The 25,850-nt window shown below is 53.1% G+C and carries 25 protein-coding genes; 9 read left to right on the top strand and 16 right to left on the bottom strand.

The annotated features are described in order from the left end of the window. Positions 1–13 precede the first annotated feature (13 nt). The 8 genes from rplX to ACTUJZ_RS14590 all read right to left on the bottom strand — a co-directional run bounded on the left by rplX (position 14) and on the right by ACTUJZ_RS14590 (position 9,522). The gene (gene rplX / locus ACTUJZ_RS14625) at positions 14–328 is read right to left on the bottom strand and encodes a 50S ribosomal protein L24 (protein ID WP_463637078.1); all 315 of its coding nucleotides are present in this window, start codon (positions 326–328) and stop codon (positions 14–16) included. A 12-nt stretch (positions 329–340) separates the two neighbouring features. Beyond that, complete coding sequence (gene rplN / locus ACTUJZ_RS14620; RefSeq protein WP_463637077.1) at positions 341–709, bottom strand: 50S ribosomal protein L14; 369 nt, start codon at positions 707–709, stop codon at positions 341–343. A 190-nt stretch (positions 710–899) separates the two neighbouring features. Then, entirely contained in the window at positions 900–2,993 is a 2,094-nt protein-coding gene (locus ACTUJZ_RS14615; protein ID WP_463637076.1) for an ATP-binding protein, read from the bottom strand. A 202-nt stretch (positions 2,994–3,195) separates the two neighbouring features. Beyond that, a complete protein-coding gene (locus ACTUJZ_RS14610; protein WP_463637075.1) occupies positions 3,196–4,857 on the bottom strand; it encodes a S8 family serine peptidase in 1,662 nt (553 codons plus the stop codon). A 469-nt stretch (positions 4,858–5,326) separates the two neighbouring features. Next, positions 5,327–6,064: a 23S rRNA (guanosine(2251)-2'-O)-methyltransferase RlmB gene (rlmB, locus tag ACTUJZ_RS14605; protein ID WP_463637074.1), complete on the bottom strand. Its 738-nt coding sequence runs from the start codon at positions 6,062–6,064 to the stop codon at positions 5,327–5,329. Then, positions 6,065–8,419 (bottom strand): ribonuclease R, encoded by a 2,355-nt coding sequence (gene rnr / locus ACTUJZ_RS14600; RefSeq protein WP_463637073.1) that lies wholly within the window; start codon positions 8,417–8,419, stop codon positions 6,065–6,067. A 154-nt stretch (positions 8,420–8,573) separates the two neighbouring features. Next, positions 8,574–9,200 carry a tetratricopeptide repeat protein gene (locus tag ACTUJZ_RS14595; protein WP_463637072.1) on the bottom strand — a complete coding sequence of 209 codons (627 nt, stop codon included), beginning with the start codon at positions 9,198–9,200 and terminating at the stop codon, positions 8,574–8,576. A gap of 76 nt (positions 9,201–9,276) precedes the next feature. After that, positions 9,277–9,522, bottom strand: a complete 246-nt coding sequence (locus tag ACTUJZ_RS14590; protein ID WP_463637071.1) for a TIGR02647 family protein — start codon at positions 9,520–9,522, stop codon at positions 9,277–9,279. Between the two features lie 186 nt (positions 9,523–9,708). Between ACTUJZ_RS14590 and ubiD the strand changes: the two genes are divergently transcribed. From ubiD to ACTUJZ_RS14570, 4 genes are all read left to right on the top strand, one after another. Next, on the top strand, positions 9,709–11,178 hold the full coding sequence (gene ubiD / locus ACTUJZ_RS14585) for a 4-hydroxy-3-polyprenylbenzoate decarboxylase (RefSeq protein ID WP_463637070.1): 1,470 nt from the start codon (positions 9,709–9,711) through the stop codon (positions 11,176–11,178). 39 nt (positions 11,179–11,217) lie between these two features. After that, entirely contained in the window at positions 11,218–11,913 is a 696-nt protein-coding gene (fre, locus tag ACTUJZ_RS14580; RefSeq protein ID WP_463637069.1) for an NAD(P)H-flavin reductase, read from the top strand. Positions 11,914–11,973: 60 nt separating this feature from the next. Continuing rightward, positions 11,974–13,338: a M28 family peptidase gene (locus ACTUJZ_RS14575; RefSeq protein WP_463637068.1), complete on the top strand. Its 1,365-nt coding sequence runs from the start codon at positions 11,974–11,976 to the stop codon at positions 13,336–13,338. Between the two features lie 120 nt (positions 13,339–13,458). After that, the gene (locus ACTUJZ_RS14570; protein ID WP_463637067.1) at positions 13,459–14,439 is read left to right on the top strand and encodes a substrate-binding periplasmic protein; all 981 of its coding nucleotides are present in this window, start codon (positions 13,459–13,461) and stop codon (positions 14,437–14,439) included. A 5-nt stretch (positions 14,440–14,444) separates the two neighbouring features. Here the strand turns inward: ACTUJZ_RS14570 and ACTUJZ_RS14565 are convergent, their stop codons facing one another. Next, positions 14,445–14,711 (bottom strand): DUF7218 family protein, encoded by a 267-nt coding sequence (locus ACTUJZ_RS14565; RefSeq protein ID WP_463637066.1) that lies wholly within the window; start codon positions 14,709–14,711, stop codon positions 14,445–14,447. A 303-nt stretch (positions 14,712–15,014) separates the two neighbouring features. On the opposite strand from ACTUJZ_RS14565, the gene ACTUJZ_RS14560 reads away from it, so the two are divergent. The 3 genes from ACTUJZ_RS14560 to ACTUJZ_RS14550 are packed head-to-tail and all read left to right on the top strand — an operon-like array spanning position 15,015 to position 17,966. Further along, a complete protein-coding gene (locus ACTUJZ_RS14560; RefSeq protein WP_463637065.1) occupies positions 15,015–15,572 on the top strand; it encodes a GbsR/MarR family transcriptional regulator in 558 nt (185 codons plus the stop codon). 9 nt (positions 15,573–15,581) lie between these two features. Beyond that, complete coding sequence (locus tag ACTUJZ_RS14555; RefSeq protein ID WP_463637064.1) at positions 15,582–16,943, top strand: cytochrome ubiquinol oxidase subunit I; 1,362 nt, start codon at positions 15,582–15,584, stop codon at positions 16,941–16,943. Positions 16,944–16,955: 12 nt separating this feature from the next. Next, positions 16,956–17,966 (top strand): cytochrome d ubiquinol oxidase subunit II, encoded by a 1,011-nt coding sequence (locus ACTUJZ_RS14550; RefSeq protein ID WP_463637063.1) that lies wholly within the window; start codon positions 16,956–16,958, stop codon positions 17,964–17,966. Between the two features lie 148 nt (positions 17,967–18,114). On the opposite strand, the gene ACTUJZ_RS14545 is transcribed toward ACTUJZ_RS14550, so the two are convergent. Next, positions 18,115–19,296 carry an acyl-CoA dehydrogenase gene (locus tag ACTUJZ_RS14545; RefSeq protein ID WP_463637062.1) on the bottom strand — a complete coding sequence of 394 codons (1,182 nt, stop codon included), beginning with the start codon at positions 19,294–19,296 and terminating at the stop codon, positions 18,115–18,117. 60 nt (positions 19,297–19,356) lie between these two features. Further along, positions 19,357–19,830, bottom strand: coding sequence for an Lrp/AsnC family transcriptional regulator (locus ACTUJZ_RS14540; protein WP_463637061.1), 474 nt, complete (start codon positions 19,828–19,830; stop codon positions 19,357–19,359). Positions 19,831–19,952: 122 nt separating this feature from the next. Here ACTUJZ_RS14540 and ACTUJZ_RS14535 point away from each other — a divergent pair, with 122 nt between their 5' ends. Continuing rightward, the gene (locus ACTUJZ_RS14535) at positions 19,953–20,972 is read left to right on the top strand and encodes a PLP-dependent cysteine synthase family protein (RefSeq protein WP_463637060.1); all 1,020 of its coding nucleotides are present in this window, start codon (positions 19,953–19,955) and stop codon (positions 20,970–20,972) included. On the opposite strand, the gene ACTUJZ_RS14530 is transcribed toward ACTUJZ_RS14535, so the two are convergent. Beyond that, positions 20,888–21,541: a hypothetical protein gene (locus tag ACTUJZ_RS14530; RefSeq protein ID WP_463637059.1), complete on the bottom strand. Its 654-nt coding sequence runs from the start codon at positions 21,539–21,541 to the stop codon at positions 20,888–20,890. The genes ACTUJZ_RS14535 and ACTUJZ_RS14530 overlap by 85 nt on opposite strands. A gap of 167 nt (positions 21,542–21,708) precedes the next feature. On the opposite strand from ACTUJZ_RS14530, the gene ACTUJZ_RS14525 reads away from it, so the two are divergent. Next, positions 21,709–22,203, top strand: a complete 495-nt coding sequence (locus tag ACTUJZ_RS14525) for a P-loop nucleotide/nucleoside kinase family protein (protein WP_463637058.1) — start codon at positions 21,709–21,711, stop codon at positions 22,201–22,203. A 54-nt stretch (positions 22,204–22,257) separates the two neighbouring features. Here the strand turns inward: ACTUJZ_RS14525 and cspE are convergent, their stop codons facing one another. From cspE to ubiE, 4 genes are all read right to left on the bottom strand, one after another. After that, positions 22,258–22,467, bottom strand: a complete 210-nt coding sequence (gene cspE / locus ACTUJZ_RS14520) for a transcription antiterminator/RNA stability regulator CspE (RefSeq protein ID WP_265609086.1) — start codon at positions 22,465–22,467, stop codon at positions 22,258–22,260. A 281-nt stretch (positions 22,468–22,748) separates the two neighbouring features. Then, positions 22,749–24,389 carry a ubiquinone biosynthesis regulatory protein kinase UbiB gene (gene ubiB / locus ACTUJZ_RS14515; protein ID WP_463637057.1) on the bottom strand — a complete coding sequence of 547 codons (1,641 nt, stop codon included), beginning with the start codon at positions 24,387–24,389 and terminating at the stop codon, positions 22,749–22,751. 2 nt (positions 24,390–24,391) lie between these two features. Beyond that, positions 24,392–25,033 carry a ubiquinone biosynthesis accessory factor UbiJ gene (locus tag ACTUJZ_RS14510; protein WP_463637056.1) on the bottom strand — a complete coding sequence of 214 codons (642 nt, stop codon included), beginning with the start codon at positions 25,031–25,033 and terminating at the stop codon, positions 24,392–24,394. Continuing rightward, the gene (gene ubiE, locus ACTUJZ_RS14505) at positions 25,033–25,827 is read right to left on the bottom strand and encodes a bifunctional demethylmenaquinone methyltransferase/2-methoxy-6-polyprenyl-1,4-benzoquinol methylase UbiE (protein WP_463637055.1); all 795 of its coding nucleotides are present in this window, start codon (positions 25,825–25,827) and stop codon (positions 25,033–25,035) included. The genes ACTUJZ_RS14510 and ubiE overlap by 1 nt, the downstream gene beginning before the upstream one ends. Between the last annotated feature and the right edge of the window lie 23 nt (positions 25,828–25,850).

The following is a 25,850-nucleotide window of genomic DNA, read 5'->3' as shown; positions in this document are numbered from 1 at the left end:
ACTCTCCAATTAATTAAACAAGTTCGCCGTTCGACTTGAAGAAACGTACTTTCTTCTCGTCTTCTGTACGGAAACCAATGCGATCCGCTTTACCCGTTGCCGGGTTAACAATCGCTACATTAGAAATGTGAATAGAAGCTTCCTTCTCAATGATGCCGCCAGGCTCGCCCGCATGCGGGTTAGGCTTCTGGTGCTTCTTGACAAGGTTTACACCTTCTACAACTACACGGTCTTCAGATGTCAGCACTTTCAGGACTTTGCCTTGTTTGCCTTTATCTTTACCCGCTAATACGACTACTTCATCATCACGACGAATTTTTCTAGCCATTATCGTGACTCCTTATAGTACCTCTGGGGCCAGTGAGATAATCTTCATGAAGTTTTCACTCCGAAGCTCACGGGTTACCGGTCCAAAGATACGCGTACCAATTGGTTGCTTGTTGTTGTTCAACAACACAGCCGCGTTATTATCGAAACGGATGGTAGAACCATCTGCACGACGAACGCCTTTTCTAGTACGCACCACCACTGCGCTCAGTACGTCACCTTTTTTAACTTTACCGCGAGGAATTGCTTCCTTGACGGTAACTTTGATGATGTCACCGATACCTGCATAACGGCGATGCGAGCCACCAAGAACCTTAATACACTGAACCCTGCGAGCGCCGCTGTTATCTGCAACGTCCAGGTTAGTTTGCATTTGGATCATGTTAGTGCTCCGCTGATAAATTAAGACCCTCCCGGGTCGTTTAGCTGCTAAAAACAACAACAATTGCTGCTTTTATGTACATACCCCCATAAAAAGGGCGCGAAATGATAACAGATATGTACCGGAAGGGATAGGCCAATTTTGAATTATTTTTAGCCGATTCGGCTGAGGTGGCAACGCCGTGGTTGCCTTAAGATGCTGGGCCTGCAACAGGCTTTACTGCCAGACACAGATAGTGATGAAGACATGTGGCCAGGCGGGTGCCATCCACCGGCTTGGTCAAATAATCATTCATGCCGGCATTATGACATTTTTGTCGCTCGCCGGCCAGGGCATTTGCAGTTAACGCGATAATCGGCATTGAGGCCGCGGCACCGCCCAGTTTGCGGATGGCTTCGGTGGCTGCATAGCCATCCATCACCGGCATTTGGCAGTCCATCAGCACCACATCGTAACCGCTGCCCAGATGCATCGCGTGTTTAACCCGGCGCACTGCTTCACTGCCATTATTGGCAATATCAGCGATAAGACCCAGCGATTTAAGCTGCTCGATGATAACAATCTGGTTAATTTCGTTATCTTCCACCACCAGCAGACGGGCATCGGCCGGCAATGCACCGACCAACTCGCCGCTTACCGCGTCAGCGCTGGCAAAAGCCGAAGGTAGCGGCTGACTGCAGCGTTCAAAAGGTAGCAACAAACTAAAGCGTGAGCCCTGCCCCGGTTCGCTGTCCACTTCAATCTGCCCGCCCATCTGCTCGACAATTTGCGCGACAATGGATAGCCCTAGCCCAGTGCCGCCAAATTGCCGGGTGGTGGCACTGTCTTCCTGGGCAAACGGCGTAAAAATGGCTTTTAAGCGTTCTGGCGCGATCCCGATGCCACTGTCGCTGACACAAATTTGCAGGGTAATATCGTGGCGCCCTTCATGCACCACGTTGGCAGAAATGCCCACCGTTCCCTGGCGGGTAAACTTGATGGCATTATTAATCAGGTTGATCAGCACCTGGCGTAGCCGAGTCGGATCACCGGTGACCGGAGTCGCCACACCTGGCGCCACCTGGCAGGTAACTTCTAAGCCTTTTTCCCGGGCCAGATGCGCAAACACACTGTGCTGCTCCTCAATTAAGGTGCCTACACACATTGGCACTCCTTCGAGCTCCAGCTGACCAGCATCAATCTTAGAAAAATCCAGAATATCATTAACCAGGGCCAGCAAGGTGTCAGCGCTGGTCGCAGCCACTTTGCAAAAATCCCGTTGCTGTTCGTTGAGTGCGGTTTTTCCCAACGCGGTGAGCATGCCCAGCACGCCATTAATGGGGGTCCGGATCTCATGGCTCATATTCGCCAGAAATAGGCTTCGGGACTGTAACGCGCGCTCGGCCACCTGGCGCTTTTTTTCCAGCTCCCGCGCTGCCACCACCCGACTGGTAATATCCTGGGTGGCGCCGATCACCTTTAACAGCCGGCCCCCTTCAAAAATAGGCTTACTTTGGAACTGGATCCAAAACTGGCGACCGGTATAGCCGATAATCTCAGCCTCGGCGGTAAAACAAGCGCCCTGCGCCACCCGTTGCTCAAATTGTTCTTTTAGGGCCTGGCCACGCCCCAAGCCGGCGATAAACTCCCACACCTTATTTCCATCCACCTCAAAGTCAGGCGGTAAGTCGAACATATCGCGTAATGACTGTGACCAGTAGGTCTTGCCGGTAGTGACATCATGTTCCCACGAGCCCACCCCAGCCAGCTGGGCCATCTGGTCAAACAATTCATTTTGGTGGGCCAGCTGATGCTGTTGCGCCAATAGGCCATCCACGTAGGACTTGCGGTTAAACTCTGCGCTGACCCACTCGGCCACCAGCATTAGATTGGTGTGGTCTTGCTCGGTAAAGGGCTTACCCGGTTCGGTGGAACACATACACACTGACGTGGCCTGATGGGCATCAATGCTCATGCGCATACCGATATAGCGGCGAAAGTGACTGTTTGGAGAAGCTTGCTTATCAGCCGGCAGCAGCGCGGTGTCATGATACGCCACTACGTCGCGATTATTCAGGGTATGGCGGCAGTAGGTGCTGGAGGCGGGTAAGATCAGGCCGGCTTGAATCGGCAAGCTCGGGCTCCAGGCTGCCAGCACGGTATAATTACCACCATCTATCTGGCCCACCACCCCAATGTCCAGCCCCAGAAAATTACAACCGACTTTCAAAAGCCGGGCAATTTTGTGGTCAAATGGCGACGTGACCTGAGCGGTTACCGCATTCAGCGCTTTAATAATTTCCATACACTTATTCTTATTACACCGCCGGTCAGGCAGTTAGCCTACTTCTGGCACTTTTGGATGAAAGAATAAACAGTGTAGTCAATTTTACACAGAGTGACTGTTCACCTTTTGTCGAATACCTCACTGGTTTTCAGCCATGTGGTTAAGGCTGGCAATAAAAAAGGCCGCATAAGGCGGCCTTCAAGAGGGGACACAGAGTGGCTTACTCGTAGCTGTAATCCATAGTTACGCCAGAATACGTCTGGTAGGCACGAAGACCAATGTGCCAGGTGCCTGACGACGGATTGGTAAATGTACACACTTCGCTGTTGCCGTTTTTATATGGACGGCAATCGTAGGAAGTAGTGGAAGGCTGTGCACCAAAGCGCATGTACAGATCCGCATCACCGGAGCCACCAGAGATTTGCACGGTCATGGTTGATACGCCTTCTGGAATCGTCCAGGTATAACGATCCCAGCTACCGCGGCTGCCACTTAAGTTAGTCAGCTGACCACTGAACGGGTCCACGCCACCTGGAGGAGGCGGTGTACCACCACCAGAGCCTTCACAGCCATTGGTGTTTAGGTAATCTACAGTATCCGACACTTTGACGATACCATGGCCATAGTAGTTATCCCGGCCAGCAGCACCACGATCCTTAGCCGCTGCATTTAATGCATCACGAATTTGAGTATTGGTACACTGTGGGAAGTAGCTCCAAACCAACGCAGCAGCACCGGCCACATGCGGGGTAGCCATCGAAGTCCCGCTCAACGTTGCGTAGGTATTATCAGGATAGGTTGAATAAACTGATGAACCCGGACCGGCAATTTCAACCTGGTCGTTGTACTGCGAGTAGCTGGCATGGTTTTCATTAGAATCCACAGCCGCTACAGAAACCACCGCATCATAGGAGGCCGGGTAACCTTTACTGCTGTTGCCATCGTTACCGGCAGCAGCAATCAATAGCATACCATCATCCACAAAGCCTTGCATCGCATTGGCTTCGGCGGTTGAGGAACCACTACCGCCCAGGCTCATATTGACCACGTTAGAGCCCGCGTTCTGACACTGGGTGATCCCATCGATAATGTCGGAGGCAAAGGTCCAGCTACCGCTGTCGTTGAAGATTTTCACGATGTGCATGCTGACACCCGGATATACACCGACTACACCCTGAGTATTGTCATAGGCGGCAATGGTGCCGGCCACGTGAGTACCGTGTCCATTGCCATCATTCGACCAGCTACCTACATAGGCATTATTGGCTTCGCCTGTAACACCATTATTGGTATCGGGTAAATCTGGGTGCCCCAGGTTGTAACCGGTATCGATGATACAGACTTTACGCGCACCGGTATCAGACTGGGCAAAGCTGCTGGCCTGAACCATATCAATGCCGTATGGCGTAGTTTGTGCCATCAGCTTACGCTTGGGATCCGGGGAAATGCTTTCAACATTGGGGTTTTTACGCAGGCGGTTTAGTTGGCCTTTGTTCATGGTGGCGGCAATCATTTTATGCTTTGCCAGAACCTTGTGAGTCTTGGCGCCCGCATTTTTCAAAATATTTTTAGCCGCCATCGCATCAAATGCAGCATCAGCAGCATTCTTGTTAGGGCCTTTATTCAGCTTGTCTTTGCCTTTAAGCGCTGACGTACCGGTATTTTTGAATTTGACGATGTAACGCTCTTCCTCAGAGGCCAGCATCAACTGCTCGCTCAATACGCCGCTCAACAGGCCGGCTTGCGCCGTATTGCTTGTGGCCTGGTCATCAGTCACGCGTACCGGGCCTTCATTGACCGCGGCGGTCACTGACATGCTCAGCATTGTAAGAGATGCCACCAGGGCTGCTTTACCACATTTTGTGTGTTTCTTATTCAACATTTGTTGTCCTTTTATCCTATTTTAATTTTTGGTCTTACTACTCCCTCGCTCTTCACTGTAGCGTTACAAAAGGGTGATCTATGTGTTGCCCCGGCGTATTTTTCCAACCCCGAAAAAAGTGCGTTCCCGTGCACTTTTCGGCAGATACTCAACGCTGTATGTAAGCAACGACACATCGTGCTTTATGGCTAAAGCACAAAACCATACTACCTATTTGGTTCTACTGTTTTACATTAGACTTTTTGTTTACTTATCGCGAAAGATACGTCAACGCGCAGACCTGCAAGTTTGCAGCCAACATGCTAAAAATCGCAATAATCCCTGCTCTCCTGACACTCCATGAGTATTTTTTGAGCAAATTAACGCTAGCGCAAATGAGATATAGTGAAAAGTTAAATTTGGTAAGAAAGTTGAAGCAGCCTGTCAAGATATCTTCACTAACAGGCTACAGGCAGCGCAGAGAGAGGAATTAAGCGCGCTGGCGGACAATTTCGTACAGACAAATACCGGTGGCAACCGAGACATTGAGACTCGACACACTGCCGGCCATAGGTAATTTGACCAGTTCATCGCAGGTTTCGCGGGTCAAGCGGCGCATGCCTTTGCCTTCTGCGCCCATCACCAGGGCAAGCGCACCACGATGTTGCAACTCATATAAGGTTTGCGTCGCTTCGCCAGCAGTGCCCACTACCCACACACCCTGCTCTTGCAGGCTTTTTAAGGTGCGCGCCAGATTGGTGACCTGCACAAGTGGCACGGTTTCAGCCGCCCCACAGGCGACTTTACGCACCGTGGCGGTCAGCCCAGCAGCTTTATCTTTAGGTACAATCACCGCATCCACACCGGCCGCATCGGCGGTGCGCAAACAGGCGCCTAGGTTATGCGGATCGGTCACGCCATCCAGCACCAGCAAAAACGGGTTATCAGCCTGTTCGACAAAGCGAGCCAGATCATTGTCGTCCAGCGTGCGGGCGGGTTTAGCCTTGGCCACGACCCCCTGATGCTGCTCGCCACCGACCTTGTCATCCAGCACTTTACGATGGCAAAACTGCACACTGATACCAAAACGACGCGCCTGATTGATGATATCGTGTAACCGCTCATCATCACGCCCCTTTAATACAAACACTTCCAGCACCCGCTCGGGTTCGCTGCGCAATACCGCCTGCATGGCATGCAGGCCATATAACCATTCAGGTTGAGCCATTTACTTCTGTTTACCTTGTTTAGATTTGGACTTGCCGCCGCTGCGCGGCTTGCGGTCTTTTCGATCTTTGCGATCTGAACGTGGCTTACCAGCGCCTTTACCCTCGTCTTTGCTGTCGGCTTTGGCGCCAGGCTTTTTGGAGCTGCGCACCTTGACCTTTTTACCACCCGGGCTGGCCAGTAAAGAGTCATCCAGCACCAGGTCGATTTTGCGCTCATCCAGATTAACCGCTGCTACCTGCACACTGACACTGTCGCCCAGGCGGAAGCGCCGAGCACCCGATTCGCCCACCAGCGTTTGCTTGGTGTTGTCAAAATGGTAATAGTCATCCTTGAGCGACGTGATATGGACCAGGCCGTCAATGTGATATTCGGTCAGGCGAATAAACAGACCAAACGCGGTCACCGAGCTCACCACCCCTTCAAAAGTAGAGCCCACATGGTCTTGCATAAACTCGCATTTCAGCCAGTCAGCCACATCACGGGTGGCATCATCGGCGCGCCGTTCGGTCATCGAACACTGCTCGCCCAGTTGCTCTATCTCTTCCACACTGTAGGCTTTGGCCCCGGACACATGCTGGCGATGTGGCGCTTTAGCCAAGATCCCCTTAATCGCCCGGTGCACCACCAGATCCGGATAGCGGCGAATAGGCGAAGTAAAGTGCGCATACTGGGCCAGTGCCAGCCCAAAGTGGCCGATATTGTCGCCATCATAGATAGCCTGCTTCATGGAACGCAGCAACATGGTTTGGATAAGTTCCTGATCCGGCCGGTTACGAGTTTTGTTCACAACCGCAGTAAAATCAGCCGGCGAAGCATCTTCGCTAATATGGTGCGGTACACCCACTTCCCCTAAGTAGGAGGTAAAGGAAGTCAGGCGATCTGCATCAGGCTTATCATGCACCCGGAACAGTGCCGGCGCTTTGTTTGATTCAAGCATTTGTGCGGCGCTGACATTGGCCAGGATCATGCACTCTTCAATCATCTTATGCGCATCGTTGCGTTCTACCGGCACAATATCTTCTATCTTGCGCTGGGCATTGAAGACAAATTTGCTTTCCTGGGTTTCAAACTCGATGGCACCGCGGAACTGGCGGGCTTTTTTAAGCGTGCGATACAAATCATGCAGATTACGCAGATGGCCCACGTGGTCGGCATAGCGCTCGTGTAAGTCTTTATCACCCTGCAAAATCTGCCAGACCTTGGTATAGGTCAACCGCGCATGGGAGTTCATCACCGCTTCATAAAATTGATAGGCTTTGAGCTTACCTTCGGCTGAGATGGTCATCTCGCAGACCATGCACAGGCGGTCGACTTCCGGGTTTAATGAACACAATCCGTTAGACAGTACCTCGGGCAACATGGGGATGACCTGCTCGGGGAAATACACCGAGTTACCGCGGTTGATGGCTTCTTTATCCAGCGCAGTACCAGGGCGTACATAATGGCTCACATCGGCAATGGCTACCCATAGCTGCCAGCCACCATCATCTAACGGCTCACAAAAGACCGCATCATCAAAATCACGGGCATCTTCGCCATCGATGGTCACCAGGGGTAACTGGCGTAAGTCGATGCGACCGGCCTTAGCGTCTTCGGGGACCGCTTCACCCAGGCCATCAATTTGTTTATCCACAGCTTTAGGCCACTGATGTGGAATATCGAACGTGCGCAGCGCCATTTCGATTTCCATACCCGGTGCCATGTGCTCACCCAGGATCTCTTTGATGTTGCCGACCGGGCTGACCCGGCGACGCGGACGTTGCGTCAGCTCCACCACCACTACCTGGCCCATGCGGGCTCCGTTGACATTCTCTGGCGGGATCACGATTTCATGATTAATACGGCTGTCATCTGGAATGACTACACCAAAGCCTTGCTCGGTGAAGTAGCGCCCAACGATAGGCTCCTGGCGCGGCTCCACCACACTGACAATGTAACCTTCCTTACGGCCTTTACGGTCGGTGCCGCTGACCCGGGCATCGACCACATCGTCGTGTAAAAACAATTGCATCTGGCCGCCGCTGATATACAGATCGCCGCTGTTATCTTCCGGGCGTAAAAAGCCAAAGCCATCCCGGTGGCCGATAATGCGCCCGCGGATCAGTTCGTCCTGATCCTGGATGATATAGCGTTTGTTGCGGGTGAATTGCAATTGTCCTTCCCGCTCCATTGCGCGCAGCCGCCGCTGCACACCAATTTGACTGTCCTCATCGCGTGCCTCAACGGCAGTACAAATTTCCAGAAAGGACATGGGTTTGCCATGCTCTTCTATAACTGACAGTAAAAATTCGCGGCTGGCGACCGGATTTTCGTATTTTTCTTTCTCGCGCTGGTAATGGGGATCGTCACTCATGCAGTTCGTCTTTGCCCTCAATGTGGTTAATGCTCAATAATGGCGCTAAGTATAACAGTTATACACAGCAAAACATGCGCATATTTCGGTCAGATACCCGCCAACGCCAATTTTGATCACATTTTTACAGCGTGAAGACAGTCATAAGTCGCCGTTAGGGGCCGGCGAGCGCCCGTGCACTGCGCACCGCTTTAGGGTGCATAAGGGATTCTAACTGAGTCAGATAACGGGCAATTTGCCGATGGGTCGCGGTATCGTTGGTAACAGCGGTAAACAGCCAGCGATAGGCATCTTCGTAATCATACGGGCTGCCATGCCCGTCGATAAATAATTTGGCCAGTTGCAGGCGCGCGGCCAGGTTGCCCAGTGCTGCCGCTTCGCGCAGGTAAATCACTGCGCGCTGATAATCCTGCTGGACCAGCGTGCCTTTGGTGTAATAGCGACCTAATTGCTCCAGCGCGGCCGGCAGACCTTGCTGTGCAGCCTGGTGCATAAAGCCGATACCTCGGTCAGGGGCAGCATCCACACACACGCCCCAGGCCAGCATGTCGCCCCACAAAAATTGGTAGGCGGGGACTTTAAGCACTTCAGCGCGTGCTTCAATATCCTGTACCAACTGGCAGCGGTCAGCCTGCACCCGAGCCAAATGGGCATTTTGATTAATCAGTGTAATTAATTTGTCCTGGCTGTACAGCTGCACGGCCTTAAGCTGGCCCTGCGCACCATAAGCGGATGCACTAAGAACGCCTGCCACCAGAAAACTGACAATGTATCGGAGCATAAAAAAGCCTGCCTGTGATCACCTGTGCTTACATATCGGCCACCAGCAGGCTTTCTGAAGGTAAAATTGACGGAGCTTAGTTCAGCCGGGAAAACAGCGCGCTGTAGACCTTACGAGCATGATCGGCCACATCGATCCCCAAATCGGTGAGGTAGCCGCCATCGGGCTGGGTGATCAGACCTTTGGCGTGCAGGCGCTGGGCCGCATCAACCGTGGCGTTACTGGCATCATGGTGGATCTTCAGGCCCTGCATAAAACTGTCGGTTGGAAATTTCAATAACAGATTCAGTTCATCGGTCATGGATTTGTCAAAGGTACTCATACAGCCTCCCAAAGGCATGCGATTGTGGCATGAAAATTTTGTAACCTGTCATGCTATAACACACGCTTTCGCGTAAGCTGTCCAGTAAATTTAGCCTTGCTGGCCGATTCGCTTTTTCGGCATCTGCTGGCACCAGTGATATACTCCCGGCAATATAACCGCCCCCGTGAAGGTACTTAGTATCCAATGAAATACAAAGATTTACGCGATTTTATCGACAAACTTGAAGCCCGTGGCGAATTGAAGCGGATCAGCCAGCCCATCGATACCGAGCTGGAGATGACTGAGATTGCCGATCGCACCTTGCGCGCCGGCGGCCCGGCATTGTTGTTTGAAAACCCCAAAAACAGCGAAATCCCGGTACTGGCCAACCTGTTTGGTACCCCACAGCGGGTGGCGCTGGGTATGGGCCAGGACAATGTGCAGGCCCTGCGCGAAGTGGGCAAGCTGCTGGCCTATCTTAAAGAGCCCGAACCGCCTAAGGGCATCAAGGACCTGTGGCAAAAGCTGCCGGTGTTTCGTCAGGTGTTAAACATGCCGGCCAAAGAAGTGCGTAAAGCGCCCTGCCAGGAAGTGGTGTTGAGCGGCGACGAGGTGGATCTGACCACCCTGCCCATTCAGCGCTGCTGGCCTAAAGATGCAGCGCCGCTGATCACCTGGGGTCTGACCATCACCCGCGGCCCGCACAAAAAACGCCAGAACCTGGGTATCTATCGCCAGCAATTACTGGGCAAAAACAAACTTATTATGCGCTGGCTGTCACACCGCGGTGGCGCGCTGGATTTTCGTGAGTGGTGCCAGACTCACCCGGGCGAACCCTACCCGGTGTCGGTGGCGCTGGGCGCTGATCCGGCTACTATTTTAGGCGCGGTCACACCGGTACCCGATACCCTGTCTGAGTATGCTTTTGCCGGTTTACTGCGCGGTGACAAAACCGAGGTGGTCAAATCCATCAGTAATGATTTGCAGGTACCGGCCAGCGCCGAAATTGTGCTGGAAGGCTATATTGATCAAAACGAAACCGCCCCGGAAGGGCCGTACGGCGACCATACCGGCTATTATAATGAAGTGGATGAGTTCCCGGTGTTCACCGTGACCCACATCACCCACCGTAAACAGCCGATATATCATTCCACCTACACCGGCCGACCGCCGGATGAACCCGCCATCCTGGGCGTAGCATTAAATGAAGTGTTTGTGCCTATCCTGCAAAAGCAGTTTCCCGAAATTGTGGACTTTTATCTGCCGCCAGAAGGCTGTTCCTACCGTATGGCCGTGGTGACCATGAAAAAACAATACCCCGGCCATGCCAAGCGGGTCATGATGGGCGTCTGGTCTTTCTTACGCCAGTTCATGTACACCAAGTTTGTGATTGTGTGCGACGACGATGTTAATGCGCGCGACTGGAACGATGTGATGTGGGCCATTACCACCCGGATGGATCCGGCCCGCGATACCGTGCTGATTGAAAACACCCCCATTGATTATCTGGATTTTGCCTCGCCGGTCTCCGGCTTAGGCTCAAAGATGGGCCTGGATGCCACCAATAAGATGCCCGGTGAAACCGACCGCGAATGGGGCGACCCCATCGTCATGGATGAAGCGGTAAAACAGCGGGTGGATGACATCTGGGATGAGCTTGGTATCATGGATTAGCGCCCACATTTACAGCCTTTTAATTAAAGAAGAGAGTCAATGTCACAAATTCAATGTCAGGTCGACAGTATCTCGCTGTTAACCGAAGCGGTTTACAAAGTGGTATTACGCCCGGTGGAGCCGGTGCAATTTTACGCCGGCCAGTATGTGCTGGTGCATATGGGCGAAAATGACAAACGGCCTTTTTCTATTGCTAATGCGCCGGTCAATGGCGACAAAATTGAGCTGCACATCGGCGCGGATGAAAATAATGCCTATGCCACAGAAGTGCTGCAGCGCATGCGCGAAGATAAGCAGATTGCATTAAGCGGTGGCCATGGAGAAGCGCATCTGCAGTCAAACGGTCAGCCTATGGTGCTGATCGCCGGTGGCACCGGGTTTTCTTATGCCTATTCGATTTTACAGCAGGCGCTGGTCGACCACCCCCACACGCCAGTCACCTTATATTGGGGTGGGCGTAACGAAGCTGACTTGTATTTGCACGATGAACTTGTCAGCTTAGCCGATAAGCATGAGCATTTTTCCTTTATCCCGGTGGTGGAGTTTGCCGATGAAGATTGGCAGGGCCGAACCGGATGGGTGCATCATGCCGTATTAGCTGACTATGCCGACATGTCGAGCCTGCAGGTGTATATCGCCGGCCGCTTCGAGATGGCCAAGGCAGCCCGCGATGATTTTTATGCCCGCAAGCTGCCCGGCGACCAGTTATTTGGCGACGCTTACGCCTTTATCTAACCCACGCCGCGACAACAATAAAAAGGCGTGGGCATAACAACAAGCTTGAAAGGAGCACTTATGTTTTCACGCCTTAAAGCCGCCCCGGCTTTATTGGCTGTAGCCTGCCTGCCGGCATTGGCCCAACAGCCTGAACCCGAAGAACTGCATAATATTGCCGCAGCCGTGTCGGCCTCACGTATCCAGCAGGATATTGAAAAGCTGGTGAGCTTTGGCACCCGCCATACCCTATCCGAAACAAAATCCGACACCCGCGGCATCGGTGCAGCGCGCCGTTGGATAAAGCAGGAATTTGAAGCCATTTCTAAAGAATGTGGCGGCTGCCTGGAAGTGTATTTTTTGGGTGAAACCATCGAAGGTGAAAAACGCATTCCTGAGGCCACCGAAGTGGTCAATGTGATTGCCATTCAGCGCGGCCAGACCGACCCTGACCGCTATGTGGTCATGTCCGGCGATATCGACTCGCGGGTGTCTGATGTAATGGATGCCACCTCTGACTCCCCCGGTGCCAATGACAATGCCTCGGGTGTGGCCGGGACTTTAGAAGCTGCCCGGGTGCTGAGCCAGTATCAGTTTAATGGCAGCATTGTGTATGCCGCGCTATCGGGTGAAGAACAAGGTTTGTTTGGCGGGAAAATTCTGGCTAAGCAGGCCAAAGAAGATGGCTGGCGCATCAAGGCGGTGCTGAATAACGACATGATTGGCAATATCGAAGGGGTCAACGGGGTAATTAATAACACCACTGCCCGTTTGTTTGCCGAAGGTACCCGGGTAACCGAAACCGACAGCGAAGCGCGCACCCGCCGTTTTACCGGCGGTGAAGTGGACTCGCCCTCGCGCAACCTGGCCCGTTATATCGATAAGCTGGCCGATGACTACATCCCCAACCTGGACACCATGGTGATTTACCGGTTAGACCGCTTTGGCCGTGGAGGCCATCATCGGCCCTTCAATGACCTGGGCTACCCGGGGATCCGCATCATGGAAACCAATGAAAACTATGTCCGCCAGCACCAGGACCTGCGTACCGAAGAGGGCGTGGAATATGGCGATACCCTGGAAGGCGTGGATTTTGACTATGCGGCAAAACTGACCTCGCTTAATGCGGTGAGCCTGGCGGCTATGTCCTGGGCACCGGCACCACCAGCCAATGTGACGATTGAAGGGGCGGTGCAGCCGTCCACCACGTTAAAGTGGCAGGCACTGGATAAGCAGCAAAATCCGCAGCTGGCCGGCTACAAGATCTACTGGCGCTATACCGATGCACCGCAGTGGCAATACAGCAAGTATGTGGGTGATGTCAGCCAGGCCACACTGGAAAATGTGGTTATCGACAATTACTTTTTTGGCGTGGCCAGTGTCAGCAAAGCAGGCTTTGAAAGCCCGGTGGTCTTCCCCGGTGCGGCTGGCAGCTTTGGTGAGTAACAGCTAAGTGACAGAAACTTCATGCCGCCTGCGGGCGGCATGTTTGTTTTTTTCGCGTAAAAACCGCTACACTGAGAAGCATGTAGTAAGTATAAATCAATTATTTCAAGGATATCTTGCGTGCGGTGTACCCTGCTGATTGCCTGTTTTATGTGTCTGCTGACCACCGTGGCGTCGGCCCAGGTCAAACTGGGAGCCGCGCAGCTGCCCACCTTTATTGATGAAGAGCAAAAACCTGCCCGCATCAATGCCATCATGCAGGCCGCCTTTGCGCAAATTGATGAACCGCTCACCCTGTCGGTGATGCGACCAGCCTTTTTGGGTAGCGGTATACTCAGTGGTCGGCTCGATGGCCACTATGCCTTTTTAGATTTGGACAACCTCAAAGACAGCTTTGTGTATTCTCAGCCTTATCTACCGCTGTATCTATACAGTGTTAGTAAGCGGGATGATGTGGTATCGGTCACCGCCCTGCCGCATTTACAAGATCGTCGGGTGGCCATTGATAACCTCTTTGCCAATACCGATGAGGTGCGGCTGCTCAAAGGCGTCAAATGGGCGCGCAATCCCTCCTCTTACGATGCCTTTCGCCAGCTGGCGGATAATCGCGCTTATTATCTGATGAGCTCGCGCTTATTGGTGGATGAATTTAACCGCCTGCTGCGCGATGAAGATGAAGAATTATTGCACTTTTCTGGTGTCCCCCTTATTAGTGCGGGTTTTCGCATTGCCATGCCGGCATCGGATACAAACCGCGCGTTATTGGCACGCTTTGACGAAGCCATTGCCAGCATGCAAGGCGATGGTAGTTATAATCAGCTATTGGGGGTGGCCTGGCTGACTAAAGATCTTAATGGCGATGGTGTGGCCGATTACATCAGTTCGGTCAATGTGGCTCATCCCAAACTGGAAAAGGGCGCACTTAGCCTGGCCTACCCGTTGGATAGCACCTTAACAAGCGACCAATCTCAGTTTGTGATTGATGGCACTACGTATGATAGCTGGGACGCAGCGCTGGCTGAACTGCAGCGCAACGGTGCATCGCTGCGCCCTAGCATGTTAGATAAAGAAGTGTACCAGCGTATTTTGGATCGCTGGTAAGCCGCTTATTGTTTGTCCCGCAGGGCGCTGATCAATTCGTCTTTGGTCATTTTTGAGCGCCCATCAATACCTATCTCTTTGGCTTTATCGTACAGCTCCTGCTTGGTACGCTCTTCGTACGGCTTACTCTTACCGCCTTTTTTAGACGGCGACTGGTTGACATTGGCTTGCGCATTGGCGATACGGGCGGATTTTTGTTTGCTGTAACCCTGGTCACGCAGCTCTTCGTACGTGTCATCGTTTTTGATTTGCTTGCCGTGGTCTTTGGCCATGCTGTGCTCCTGATGTGATGTCAGTGATGTAAGGTGATAATCAATGCTGCATTATCACTGATTACCGACCGCCGGCGCAGCTGGATTTACCTCTATCCAATTTTTGCGCTTGATTACATCTTTGTAAGCTTGCTGAGCAGCCGACACATCTCTATCGAAGCTATCGCAGCTTTCTGTTTTATAAATTCTTTTTTTTAACCTTCTTTAAATGCCTCCTTATGCAGACTCTCAGCAAAAAATTGTACATAAACCCACCGCGTGATAAACTTTCAGTAATTTCTGAAAATTCAAATAGGTTTATCAATGGAGATGTCTCCCACTGTTTCTTCTGCGGTCATGCATTTTGGTGAAATGGGTAGCCGTTGGGGCTTTAACCGTACCGTCGGTCAGATCCTGGCGTTAATTGTTTTGGCAGACAAGCCCCTGGCAGCGCAGGAAATCGCCGATGCGCTAAGCATTTCGCGCGGCAATACCAGCATGGGGCTCAAAGAATTGCAGGCCTGGCGACTGGTGAAACAACAGTTGGTACCGGGTGAACGCAAAGAATTTTTTGTTCCGGCCGGGTCGATTTGGGTATTGGCCAACCGGGTGTTTGAAGAGCGGCGTAAACGGGAAATTGATCCCACCCTGACGCTGCTGCGAGATTTAATGTTAACCCAACCCGAGCACAGCAGTGATGAGAATGTTCAGCAAAAGCTGAATGAAATACACGACTTACTGGAGTCTGTCACAGCGTGGTCACAAGAGTTGCAGGATCTGGGGCCCGAGAAGCTGCATACCTTAATGAAACTGGGCTCAGGCGTAGGTCGTATTTTAGAGCTTAAAGACAAACTGTGGTCCGGCAGTAGCGGGCACAGTTAGGAGGTCGTCGTGGACGCATTCATCTTATCCCGTCTTCAGTTTGCACTGAATATCAGTTTTCATATTTTATTTCCGACCATCACCATCGCACTGGCCTGGTACCTGTTTTATTTTAAACTGCGCGCCAATCTTTCTGGCCACCCGGTGTGGATGCGTATTTATCGCTTTTGGGTCCGAGTATTTGCCCTCACCTTCGCCTTAGGGGTGGTCAGCGGCGTGACCATGTCATTTCAGTTTGGCACCAACTGGCCCGGCTTTATGGAAAAAGCCGGTAATGTGGCCGGTCCGTTGCTGGGCTATGAAGTGCTCACAGCCTTTTTCTTAGAAGCCACGTTTTTAGGCATCATGTTGTTCGGTATTCGGCGGGTGCCCAACTGGCTGCATACCCTGGCCACGTTTGTGGTGGCGCTTGGCACCACCATGTCAGCTTTTTGGATCATCTCGCTCAATAGCTGGATGCATACACCGCAGGGGCATGAAGTGGTGGACGGGGTGATTTATGCCCGGGACTGGAGCGCGATTATTTTTAATCCGTCTTTCCCATACCGCTTGAGCCATATGCTGCTGGCCTCCGGGCTGACGGCCAGTTTTCTGATTGCCGGCTTGTCGGCGTATCGGATTTTTCGTGGCGATGACAAAATAGCGCCTAAGATTGCGTTAAAAACTGCCACCTACACAGCAGCGGTGCTGATCCCCCTACAAATATTTGCCGGGGACATGCACGGGTTAAATACCTTAGAGCATCAACCACAAAAAGTGGCAGCCATGGAAGGAGTGTGGGAAACCACCAACCGCGCGCCACTGCTGTTGTTTGCCATGCCGGATGAAGAAAACCGGGAAAATCGCGGCGAGCTTGGGATCCCCGGGCTGGCCAGCCTGATTTTGACCCATTCACTGGATGGTGAAATTAAAGGCTTAAACGAATTTGAAGGCGAGCATCCGCCGGTGGCACCGGTGTTCTACTCCTTCCGCATCATGGTGGGCATGGGGGTATTGATGCTGCTGTGTGCCTGGGTAGGCAGTGTGTATCTGTATCGCCGCGATGCCCTGCCCGGCTGGCTGATTAAGGTGTTTATGGCCATGAGCTTTAGTGGCTGGATTGCCACCCTGGCGGGCTGGTATGTCACTGAAGTGGGGCGTCAGCCTTATCTGGTGCACGGTGTGCTTAAAACCGAAGATGCGGTGACCCAGCTACCAGGCGAAAATGTGCTGTTCTCGTTTGTGATGTACGCGGTGATTTATACCATCCTGCTGGTCGCCTACATGGGTACCCTAACCCTGATGTGTCGCCGTTCGGTGGAGATCGAAGAAATCACCAGTGAAGAACGCGAAAAAGCCAAAGCGCAAAAATTCACCCCGGTGGGTGCGTAGAGGAGTCTGAGTATGCCTTTTGAAAGTTTATCAATTGAAGCGTTGGGCAATATCTACATTGGTCTGTTAGGGCTGGCGGTCTTGCTCTACGCTATTCTGGATGGCTATGACCTGGGGGTGGGTGTGTTACTGCCCCCTCGAGAGGAAAGGTTTCGCGATGATATGATTGCCTCCATCGGCCCGTACTGGGATGCCAATGAAACCTGGCTGGTGCTGGCGGTGGGCCTGTTGTTGTTTGCCTTTCCCGAAGCTCACAGCCAGATTCTGCAAACCCTGTATATTCCAGCCACACTGATGTTACTGGGCCTGATTTTGCGCGGAGTATCGTTTGATTTTCGGGCCAAGGTGCCGCAGGTCAAAAAACGCAAATGGGATCTGACCTTTAAATATGGTTCGTTGCTCACCACCCTGGCCCAGGGCTACATGTTGGGTATCTGGGTCACCGGCCTGCGCACTGATTTGTGGGCGCAAGGTTTTGCTTTGCTCGCGGCCTTTGGGGTCACCGCCGCTTATGCATTTATCGGCGCCTGCTGGCTGATTTTAAAATCCGAATCGGCATTGCAGGAAAAAGCCTTAGTATGGGCCCGGCGAGGGCTGGTGGTGTTAGCCGCCGGCATCGTGGGCGTAAGCATTGCAAACCTTACCTTGCATGCTGAGGTACGCGAGTTATGGCTAGGCGGTGACTGGGGTCTGGTGCTGATGGCCATCCCCCTGGTGTGCTTCGGCCTGTTGCTGTTTTGCGGCTGGATTTTGCGACGCATGCCCGAAACCGACGGCCGCGGTGAAGGCTGGCCCTTCGCCATCGCCCTGACTGTATTCGTGCTGTGCTTTACTGCTTTTGGTCTGAGCTATTATCCCTATGTAGTGCCTGGGCAGCTAACCATCGCCGATGCTATCAGTGACGCTAACTCACTGCGCTTTTTGCTGGTGGGTGCGGTAATTGTGGTGCCCTGCATTTTGGTCTACACCTTTATGGTGTACCGAATCTTTGCCGGGAAATCGGAAAAGCTCAGTTATTATTAGATAGAGATCCGCCATGCATTGCCGTTGATGTTTAAAACATCGCAGTGTAGTAAGGAGACCCCGGCTTTCGCCGGGGTGACGGCAATAGCGGGAGGCCCCGGCCTGCGCCGGGGTGGCGTAATCCTAGAGCGCCGGGGTGACGGTAGGATTAGAAAAACGCCTGCAAACCGGTTTGGGCGCGGCCGAGTATCAGGCCATGCACATCATAGGTGCCTTCATAGGTGTTGACAGTTTCCAGATTCACCATGTGACGCATCACATGAAACTCATCGGCAATGCCATTGCCGCCGTGCATGTCACGCGCCTGTCGGGCGATGGTCAGGGCTTTACCGCAGTTGTTGCGTTTTACCAAAGAGATCATGGCGGGATCAGTATGGCCGCTGTCAATTAAGCGCCCGACCCGCAATGAAGCCTGCAGTCCTAAGGTAATTTCAGTTTGCATGTCGGCCAGCTTGGTCTGGAATAATTGGGTCTGAGCCAGCGGCCGGCCAAACTGTTTGCGCTCCAGGCCGTAGCGTCGTGCCGCATGCCAGCAAAACTCAGCCGCCCCCATGCTCCCCCAGGAAATCCCGTAGCGGGCCAGGTTCAGGCAGCTGAACGGGCCTTTTAACCCCTGAACATGAGGCAGCAGGTTGTCCTCGGGCACAAATACATTGTCCATCACAATCTCGCCGGTGACCGAGGCGTGCAATGACATCTTGCCGTGAATAGTCGGTGTACTGAGTCCTTCCATGCCGCGCTCTAAAATAAAGCCGCGGATGGTATCCTGTTCCTGACTCACCTTGGCCCACACCACCATCACATCAGCCAGCGGTGAGTTGGTGATCCACATCTTGCTTCCCGTCAGCCGGTAACCGCCGTCCACCTTCGTTGCCCGGGTTCGCATGGCCGCCGGATCGGAACCGGCATCCGGTTCGGTCAGCCCGAAGCAGCCGATAAACTCGCCACTGGCCAGCTTAGGCAAAAAGCGGCTATGCTGGTCGGCATTGCCAAAGGCATGGATGGGATGCATCACCAGCGAGGACTGCACACTCATGGCACTGCGATATCCGCTGTCGACCCGTTCCACTTCCCGAGCAATGAGCCCATAGCCCACGTAATTAACTCCGGCACAGCCGTAGCCCTGCAAGGTAGGCCCCAATAATCCCAGCTCGCCAAAGCGGCGCATGATGTTGCGGTCAAACTGCTGCTTGCGGGCCGCCTGCAATATGCCCGGCTGCAGCTCTTGCTGGCAAAATTGGTGCGCGGTGGCGCTGATTAAGCGCTCTTCTTCAGACAGCTGGTCTTGCAGTAATAATAAATCATCCCAGTGGGCTACCGGTTGCGACATAATCGTTCCTCACAGTGCATTGATACATTCAGCATACCATGGAACATTCGCCGGCCAAGCTTACAGGTGGCTCAGCGGCATCGCCGTGGCGTACTTGATCTGTTCCATGGCAAAGCTGGAGGTCACATCATTTAGCTCAATGCCATTGACCAGCCGCTTGTAAAAATGATCAAAGCTTTGCATGTCCTTCACCACGACTTTGAGCAGATAATCATACTCGCCGCTCATGCGGTAAAACTCTATCACTTCCTCGAACCCGCCGGCATGGCGAGCAAAGTCATCCAGCCAGCGACCATCGTGCCGGCCGGCTTTGACCTGCACAAATACCGTCATGGCCAGACCCAGGCGCGCTGCGTTGAGTAGCACCACCTTTTTGCTGATAATGCCTTGCTCCTGCAAGCGCTGGATCCGTCGCCAGCATGGCGTCACACTCAACCCCACCTGTTCGGCAATCTGCGCTACGGGCAAATCGCCGTCGCGTTGCAATAGTGTCAGTATTTTTTTGTCGATGCCATCAACAGTAAAATTTTTCATCTTTACATAATATTTAGAAAAATAATTTCAACCGAGCATAATCTTAGCGGCATAAGATAGCAATTTCTTACCCTAACTTAGGTGCCACACTAATAACTCAACCCGATTGCGACGAGATGCTCATGACTATATTTGCCCAGCGCGGCGCAGCGCTCAAAGCGCCACAGATTTTTGACAATATTACCCAGACCATCGGCCAGACTCCGCTGGTGCGCATGTCGCGCCTGGCTGAAAAGTTAGGCTGGGTCTGTGCGCCGCTGGGTAAAGTGGAGTTTTTTAATCCAGCAGGTTCTATCAAGGATCGCAGTGCCCTGGCCATGTTTGAAGCCTTGTTAAAAGAGCATGATGCCGACGGCCTGCATGTGATTGAAGCGTCGTCCGGCAACAATGGCGTGGCCTGTGCCTGGCTGGGAGCCATGCTGGGGGTTAAAGTAACCATCGTCATCCCTGAGCATATGTCAGTGGAGCGCCAACAGCTGATCCGTCATTATGGTGCCAAAATTGTCACCACCCCGAGGGCGGCGGGCACCAAAGGAGCTATCGACCATGCAGCCACCCTGGTGGCAACAACGCCCGGTGCAGTGTCGTTAAATCAGTTTTCTAACCAGGCCAATGTGGAAGCGCATGCCCAGCATACTGCACGGGAAATCTGGCATGATACCCAGGGCCAGGTCCATGTGGTGGTGGCCGGCATCGGTACCGGTGGCACCATTACCGGGCTAGCTAAAACTCTGCGTCAGTGCAACCCGCAGCTGGAAGTGGTGGCGGTGGAGCCGGCGCGTTGCCCGGTGCTTAGCCAGAACCGGACCGGCGTACACAATATTCAGGGGCTAAGCTCCGGCCATGTGCCAGCCATTTTAGACACCCAATGTTTGTCGCGTATCGAAACAGTCGAGGATGATGAGGCGATTGAATATGCGCGCATAGCCGCGCGCCTGGAAGGACTGGCGGTAGGCATCTCATCAGGTGCCGCGCTGTGTGCCACCGCGCGGCTGGCCAGTCAGCAGGCCTATGCCGGTAAGACCATCGTGACGATTTTGCCTGATGGTGCGTGCCGCTATTTTTCCACTGCGCTGTTCGCCGAGGTTGGCGCTTGTGAGGATGAAGATGGCTGGTCAGCCCCGTCACTGGCGGTGGGTTGAGCATCCAGCCACCAGGGCTGGTCAAAGTGCACCTGATCAGGCGCCACAATCAGATTATACGGCGGCGCAAACATCCGCCGCAACACGCCGGCATACTGAGCATTGTTGAAGGTCAGCTGGCCGCTGGCCTGATAGGCATCAATCATCCGCGCGTAGGCCTGCACCGGATAACGGGGATTTTGCTGGGTATATACCACTGTTCCGCCATAGGTCTGGTACAGCGCTTTTTCCACCTGCCAGTACCAGACCTGTTCACGGGCAATGTCGGCCAGGCTTCGGCCGCCCGGAGTGGGCTCGTGGGAGGCGCGAAAGCGTGCAATAAAGGCCTCTACCAGCGCCGGGTCGACCTCAATGGTTTGCTGAGTGGCAAAATCTTCAAGTAAACGTTCTACTACCTGTTCGCCAAACAACTGATGGCGCAGGCGGCTCAGTGCCAGTGATTTACTTACGCCCATGGCCTGAGCAGTTTGTGCCAGCCGGGTATCATCCGGCGTCACCTGGGAGACAGTCAGCGGTTGGCCCAGGACCACCGCCAGGGTCTTTTCCTGAGCCTGGGCAGCGCCCGCCATACTCAGGCAAACAGCCAGGCAAACAGCCAGCCATCCCAACCTCTGCCGGCTAGCGTCGTGTGCCTCAAAGCGGTGTCCCATCAACCCTGCTCCATTTGCCATTGATGCTTGCCAGCATAAGAAAAAAGCCGCAGTCTGTCACTGGCTTATTTTGTAACGGAGTTTTTATGGCGCAACTGACTGTGGTCACCGGCCAGCCGGCGGTGGGCAAAACCACCTGGGCGCAACATTTCGCCAGTGAGCAGCATGCCTGTCTGATTGATATTGATACGGTATTTGAGCCGGTTATCCAGGCTGGACTGGCACTGGCTGACATGTCTGAGGACGACCGCGATAGCCAGGCGTACAAACAGGCGTTTCGGCAACCGGTGTATACCGCCATGTATGCAAGCGCAGCCGCTAACCTGCCCCATGTGCCGGTGGTGTTATGTGCGCCCTTTACCCGCGAACTGGCGCAGGCCGACTGGGCCGAACAATTGCACAAGCAGTTTGGCTGTAGCGTAGAGGTTATGTGGCTTACTGCCCCGATGGCGACAATAAAACAGCGGATGGAAAAACGCGGTAACCCAAGGGATCGGGCTAAGCTGGCGCAGTGGGACAATTACCAGCAGTATTTTTCTGTCACGCCGCCGTTGTGCAGACATACACAAATTGCGACCTGACAAACAAAAACGGCAGCTTGCGCTGCCGTTTTTTCGCACAAAGTGTGCTACACCTTACAGTGCGTTTACGTTAGCAGCCTGCAGACCTTTTTGACCCTGCTCGACTTCAAATTCTACGCGCTGACCTTCGTTCAGAGTCTTGTAACCTTCTGAAACGATAGCACGGAAATGAACGAAAACGTCCTTATCGCCGCTATCCTGCGTCAGAAAACCATAACCCTTGTCAGCATTAAACCACTTAACGGTACCTGTAACTTTAGACATGTAGACCTCAAATCTTTCTTAAAACATCGCTTTCACGTATCACGTATCGTCTTTAACTGGGGGACGAGATAATTTGGGTCTTACTTTAGAATGAACAAACCACTTACAACTAGTCACAGGCGTAACTTGAGTATTTATACATCAACGCAAAAAACAAAATTAGCACGTCTATTAAAGACTTTGGCCCTATGGCCAGTCAGTACTATAGCAGGTATTTAAGAAATTGATACCTAAATCCGCAAAGAAAAACGAATGTCATAAAATTATCATTTTAGCGAAATTTACAGCTTAATTTTACTATGGCCTTTACGCCAGGATTGCCACCAGCAAGCTAGCCCTGCCACACCACTTATTGCGGCCACCGACCAATGCAGCTGGTATAACGGCAACACTGCTGCCACCACAATCAGGGTGGCGCCCACAATGCCATAATGGATGGCCCGGGTGTTATTGATCTGCAATGCCAGCTGTTGCTGATGAGCCCGTTCTTGCTGCAAGGGCAGCAGTTTGAGCTGTTGCAAGCTGTCGTGCAGCAGATCAGGCATTTCCGGTAATTTTTCCGACCAGAATGGCAGGTTTGCACGCACTTTAGAAAACATAGCGCGCATGCCGATTTGCTCGCTCATCCAGTTTTCTAAAAATGGCTTGGCGGTTTTCCACAGATCCAGCTGCGGATACAGCTGGCGGCCCAACCCTTCAATGTACAGCAAGGTTTTTTGTAATAGCACCAGCTGTGGCTGGACCACCATATTAAACCGCCGGGCGGTGTTAAACAGTTGCAGTAGTACATTGCCAAACGAAATATCGGCCAGCGGTTTTTGAAAGATGGGCTCGCACACTGTGCGGATCGCCATTTCAAATTCGTCTATGTTGGTATCGTGGGGCACCCAGCCCGAATCAGCGTGTAGCTGCGCCACCTTGCGATAATCGCGATTAAAAAAGGCCACAAAGTTTTCCGCCAGATAGCGTTTGTCGTCTTTGTTGAGCGTCCCCACAATGCCAAAATCAATGGCGATATAGCGCGGCTCGGTAGGATTGTCGGTGCCGACAAAAATATTGCCCGGATGCATATCCGCATGAAAAAAACTGTCGCGAAACACCTGGGTGAAAAATACTTCCACGCCACGTTCTGCCAGCCGTTTCATGTTGGTGTTCTGCGCCAGCAAGGCATCCACATTAGATACCGGTATGCCGTAGATGCGCTCCATTACCAGCACATTGTGACGGCAGTAGTCGCTGTAAATCTTTGGAATGTATAACGCATCAGAGCCTTCAAAATTGCGCCGCAGCTGAATGCCGTTGGCCGACTCGCGCAGTAAGTCCAGCTCGTCCACCAGGGTTTTCTGGTATTCGGTCACCACTTCCACCGGACGCAGCCGCTTGCCATCAGGCAGCCAGCGTTGTACCACCTGGGCCAGCGTAAACAGCAATTCCATATCGGCTTCGATGGTTTTGCGAATATCCGGGCGCAAGACCTTAACCACTACATCCTGGCCACCGTGTAGCTTGGCTGCATGCACCTGAGCGATAGATGCAGAGGCCAGCGGCTCCACCTGAAAATCGCTGAACAGTTCTGATAACTGGCGCAGGCCCAGCGCATCTTTAATAATTTTCTGGGCGCTTTGCGACGGAAACGGTGCCACCTTGTCCTGCAACCGGGCCAGCTCATTGGCAATCTCCGGGTGTAGCAGATCGCGGCGGGTCGATAACATCTGGCCAAATTTGATAAACACCGGCCCCAGCGACTGCAGCGCAGCGGTGATCCGCACGCCAGCCGGTTCGCCTTTATGGCGGTTGCCGATCCAAAAGATGCACATGCGCAAAAAGCGGATATACCAGGGCATCCAGCGGTCCGGGATTAACTCATCAAGGCCGTGCTGCAACAGCACCTTATTAATTTGGTACAAGCGAAAAATTTGCATGTTTAGGAGGGCGATTGCTGCTTATTCAGGGCGTTCAGGCGGGCTTCAAAGCGCTGCACATCATCGCGCAGCGCATCGACCTGATCGCTAAAATGAGTAATGGCCAGCTGATTAACAGCCACCTGTTTTTCTTCGGTCAGCGCATTGGCCAGGCCGGCCTGCGCGCGTCGGGCACTGTCCTGCCATTGAAGACGCAGCCGTTGCAACCCCTGCCCCAGTTGATGGGCCAGCACATCACCGGTATACCGAGCCAAATGCCCTTCCCAGTCAATATCCAGTTGCTGGAACAACCCGGCCACCTGTTGGGCAACACTGAGCTCGCCATGCAGGGCCAGCTTGTGTTCGCGGATCAGGCGGGTAAGCTGACTGGTCTGGGTCAGTTGCGGTAACACCTGTAGCTCTGCTTCGATGCAGCAGCTGTGGTCGGATAAATGCAGTGCCACTTCCTCGGCGTCGCGCGTTTCCAGTAGCACGTCAATACGATCAGAAAACGCCAGGGTCAGGCCCCATGGCAGCTCTTTGACAAACACCGTCAATTGCTTGCCTTCTAAATCATCCAGCCGCTGACGGCTGTCTTCATCCAGGGCTACCAGGCGGTTCAGCCCCTGTTCGATGGCGGCGATAAGCAGAGACGATGCCGGCATTAAAATTTGTACCCGCGATGCAGCGCCACAATGCCGCCAGTGAGGTTGGTATAGTCACACTGTTCAAAGCCGGCCTGTTCAAACATGCCTTTGAGGGTTTCCTGGTCCGGATGCATGCGGATGCTTTCGGCCAGATAGCGATAACTTTCGCTGTCGTTGGCCACCAGCTGGCCCATGCGCGGCAAAATGTGAAACGAATACATATCGTACACTTTGGACAGATGCTCAGAGGCGGGCTTGGAAAATTCCAGCACCAGCAGCCGGCCGCCCGGCTTTAACACCCGGTAGATCGAATTAAGCGCATTTTGTTTTTCGGTCACATTGCGCAAACCAAATGCCATGGTCACCACATCAAAGGTGTTGTCCGGAAAAGGCAAGTTTTCGGCATCGGCCTGTACATAATCGATATTGCCCACGCGGCCCTGGTCGCGCAGTTTATCGCGGCCGACTTTGAGCATGGACAGGTTGATATCTGCCAGGGTGACCGAGCCTCGCTCGCCCACCAGGCGTGAAAACTTGGCGGTCAAATCACCGGTGCCACCGGCAATATCCAGCACCTTGTGCCCGGCCCGTACCGCGGCACAATCGATGGTATAGCGTTTCCACAGGCGATGGATCCCCAGCGACATCAGGTCGTTCATCACATCGTATTTGGCCGCCACCGAATCAAACACATTGGCCACCATGGAAGCTTTTTGTGTTTTATTTACCTGGCGAAAACCAAAATCGGTTTGCTCCTGGCCCTGGGCTGGCGGCGTATCAGCCGCGTTCTGGCGGGCATCGTTGTCGCTCATACAAATCCTGTAACCTGTGTTGG

Source organism: Alteromonas sp. WD8-37 (genome assembly GCF_055326825.1).
Note: the sequence above shows the minus strand (reverse complement) of the source record. Positions and strands in the feature narration are given on the sequence as shown.

Bases quoted from the DNA above. Each gene is read 5' to 3' on its own strand.
- ACTUJZ_RS14575 (WP_463637068.1), top strand. From the start codon at position 11,974: ATGTTTTCACGCCTTAAAGCCGCCCCGGCTTTATTGGCTGTAGCCTGC.
- ACTUJZ_RS14540 (WP_463637061.1), bottom strand. From the start codon at position 19,830: ATGAAAAATTTTACTGTTGATGGCATCGACAAAAAAATACTGACACTA.
- ACTUJZ_RS14525 (WP_463637058.1), top strand. From the start codon at position 21,709: ATGGCGCAACTGACTGTGGTCACCGGCCAGCCGGCGGTGGGCAAAACC.
- ACTUJZ_RS14510 (WP_463637056.1), bottom strand. From the start codon at position 25,033: ATGCCGGCATCGTCTCTGCTTATCGCCGCCATCGAACAGGGGCTGAAC.
- ACTUJZ_RS14615 (WP_463637076.1), bottom strand. From the start codon at position 2,993: ATGGAAATTATTAAAGCGCTGAATGCGGTAACCGCTCAGGTCACGTCG.
- ubiD (WP_463637070.1), top strand. From the start codon at position 9,709: ATGAAATACAAAGATTTACGCGATTTTATCGACAAACTTGAAGCCCGT.
- rlmB (WP_463637074.1), bottom strand. From the start codon at position 6,064: ATGGCTCAACCTGAATGGTTATATGGCCTGCATGCCATGCAGGCGGTA.
- rplN (WP_463637077.1), bottom strand. From the start codon at position 709: ATGATCCAAATGCAAACTAACCTGGACGTTGCAGATAACAGCGGCGCT.
- cspE (WP_265609086.1), bottom strand. From the start codon at position 22,467: ATGTCTAAAGTTACAGGTACCGTTAAGTGGTTTAATGCTGACAAGGGT.
- ACTUJZ_RS14550 (WP_463637063.1), top strand. From the start codon at position 16,956: ATGCCTTTTGAAAGTTTATCAATTGAAGCGTTGGGCAATATCTACATT.
- rnr (WP_463637073.1), bottom strand. From the start codon at position 8,419: ATGAGTGACGATCCCCATTACCAGCGCGAGAAAGAAAAATACGAAAAT.
- ACTUJZ_RS14560 (WP_463637065.1), top strand. From the start codon at position 15,015: ATGGAGATGTCTCCCACTGTTTCTTCTGCGGTCATGCATTTTGGTGAA.
- ACTUJZ_RS14610 (WP_463637075.1), bottom strand. From the start codon at position 4,857: ATGTTGAATAAGAAACACACAAAATGTGGTAAAGCAGCCCTGGTGGCA.
- ACTUJZ_RS14565 (WP_463637066.1), bottom strand. From the start codon at position 14,711: ATGGCCAAAGACCACGGCAAGCAAATCAAAAACGATGACACGTACGAA.
- ACTUJZ_RS14590 (WP_463637071.1), bottom strand. From the start codon at position 9,522: ATGAGTACCTTTGACAAATCCATGACCGATGAACTGAATCTGTTATTG.
- ACTUJZ_RS14535 (WP_463637060.1), top strand. From the start codon at position 19,953: ATGACTATATTTGCCCAGCGCGGCGCAGCGCTCAAAGCGCCACAGATT.
- ubiE (WP_463637055.1), bottom strand. From the start codon at position 25,827: ATGAGCGACAACGATGCCCGCCAGAACGCGGCTGATACGCCGCCAGCC.
- ACTUJZ_RS14595 (WP_463637072.1), bottom strand. From the start codon at position 9,200: ATGCTCCGATACATTGTCAGTTTTCTGGTGGCAGGCGTTCTTAGTGCA.
- ACTUJZ_RS14530 (WP_463637059.1), bottom strand. From the start codon at position 21,541: ATGGCGGGCGCTGCCCAGGCTCAGGAAAAGACCCTGGCGGTGGTCCTG.
- fre (WP_463637069.1), top strand. From the start codon at position 11,218: ATGTCACAAATTCAATGTCAGGTCGACAGTATCTCGCTGTTAACCGAA.
- ubiB (WP_463637057.1), bottom strand. From the start codon at position 24,389: ATGCAAATTTTTCGCTTGTACCAAATTAATAAGGTGCTGTTGCAGCAC.
- ACTUJZ_RS14545 (WP_463637062.1), bottom strand. From the start codon at position 19,296: ATGTCGCAACCGGTAGCCCACTGGGATGATTTATTATTACTGCAAGAC.
- rplX (WP_463637078.1), bottom strand. From the start codon at position 328: ATGGCTAGAAAAATTCGTCGTGATGATGAAGTAGTCGTATTAGCGGGT.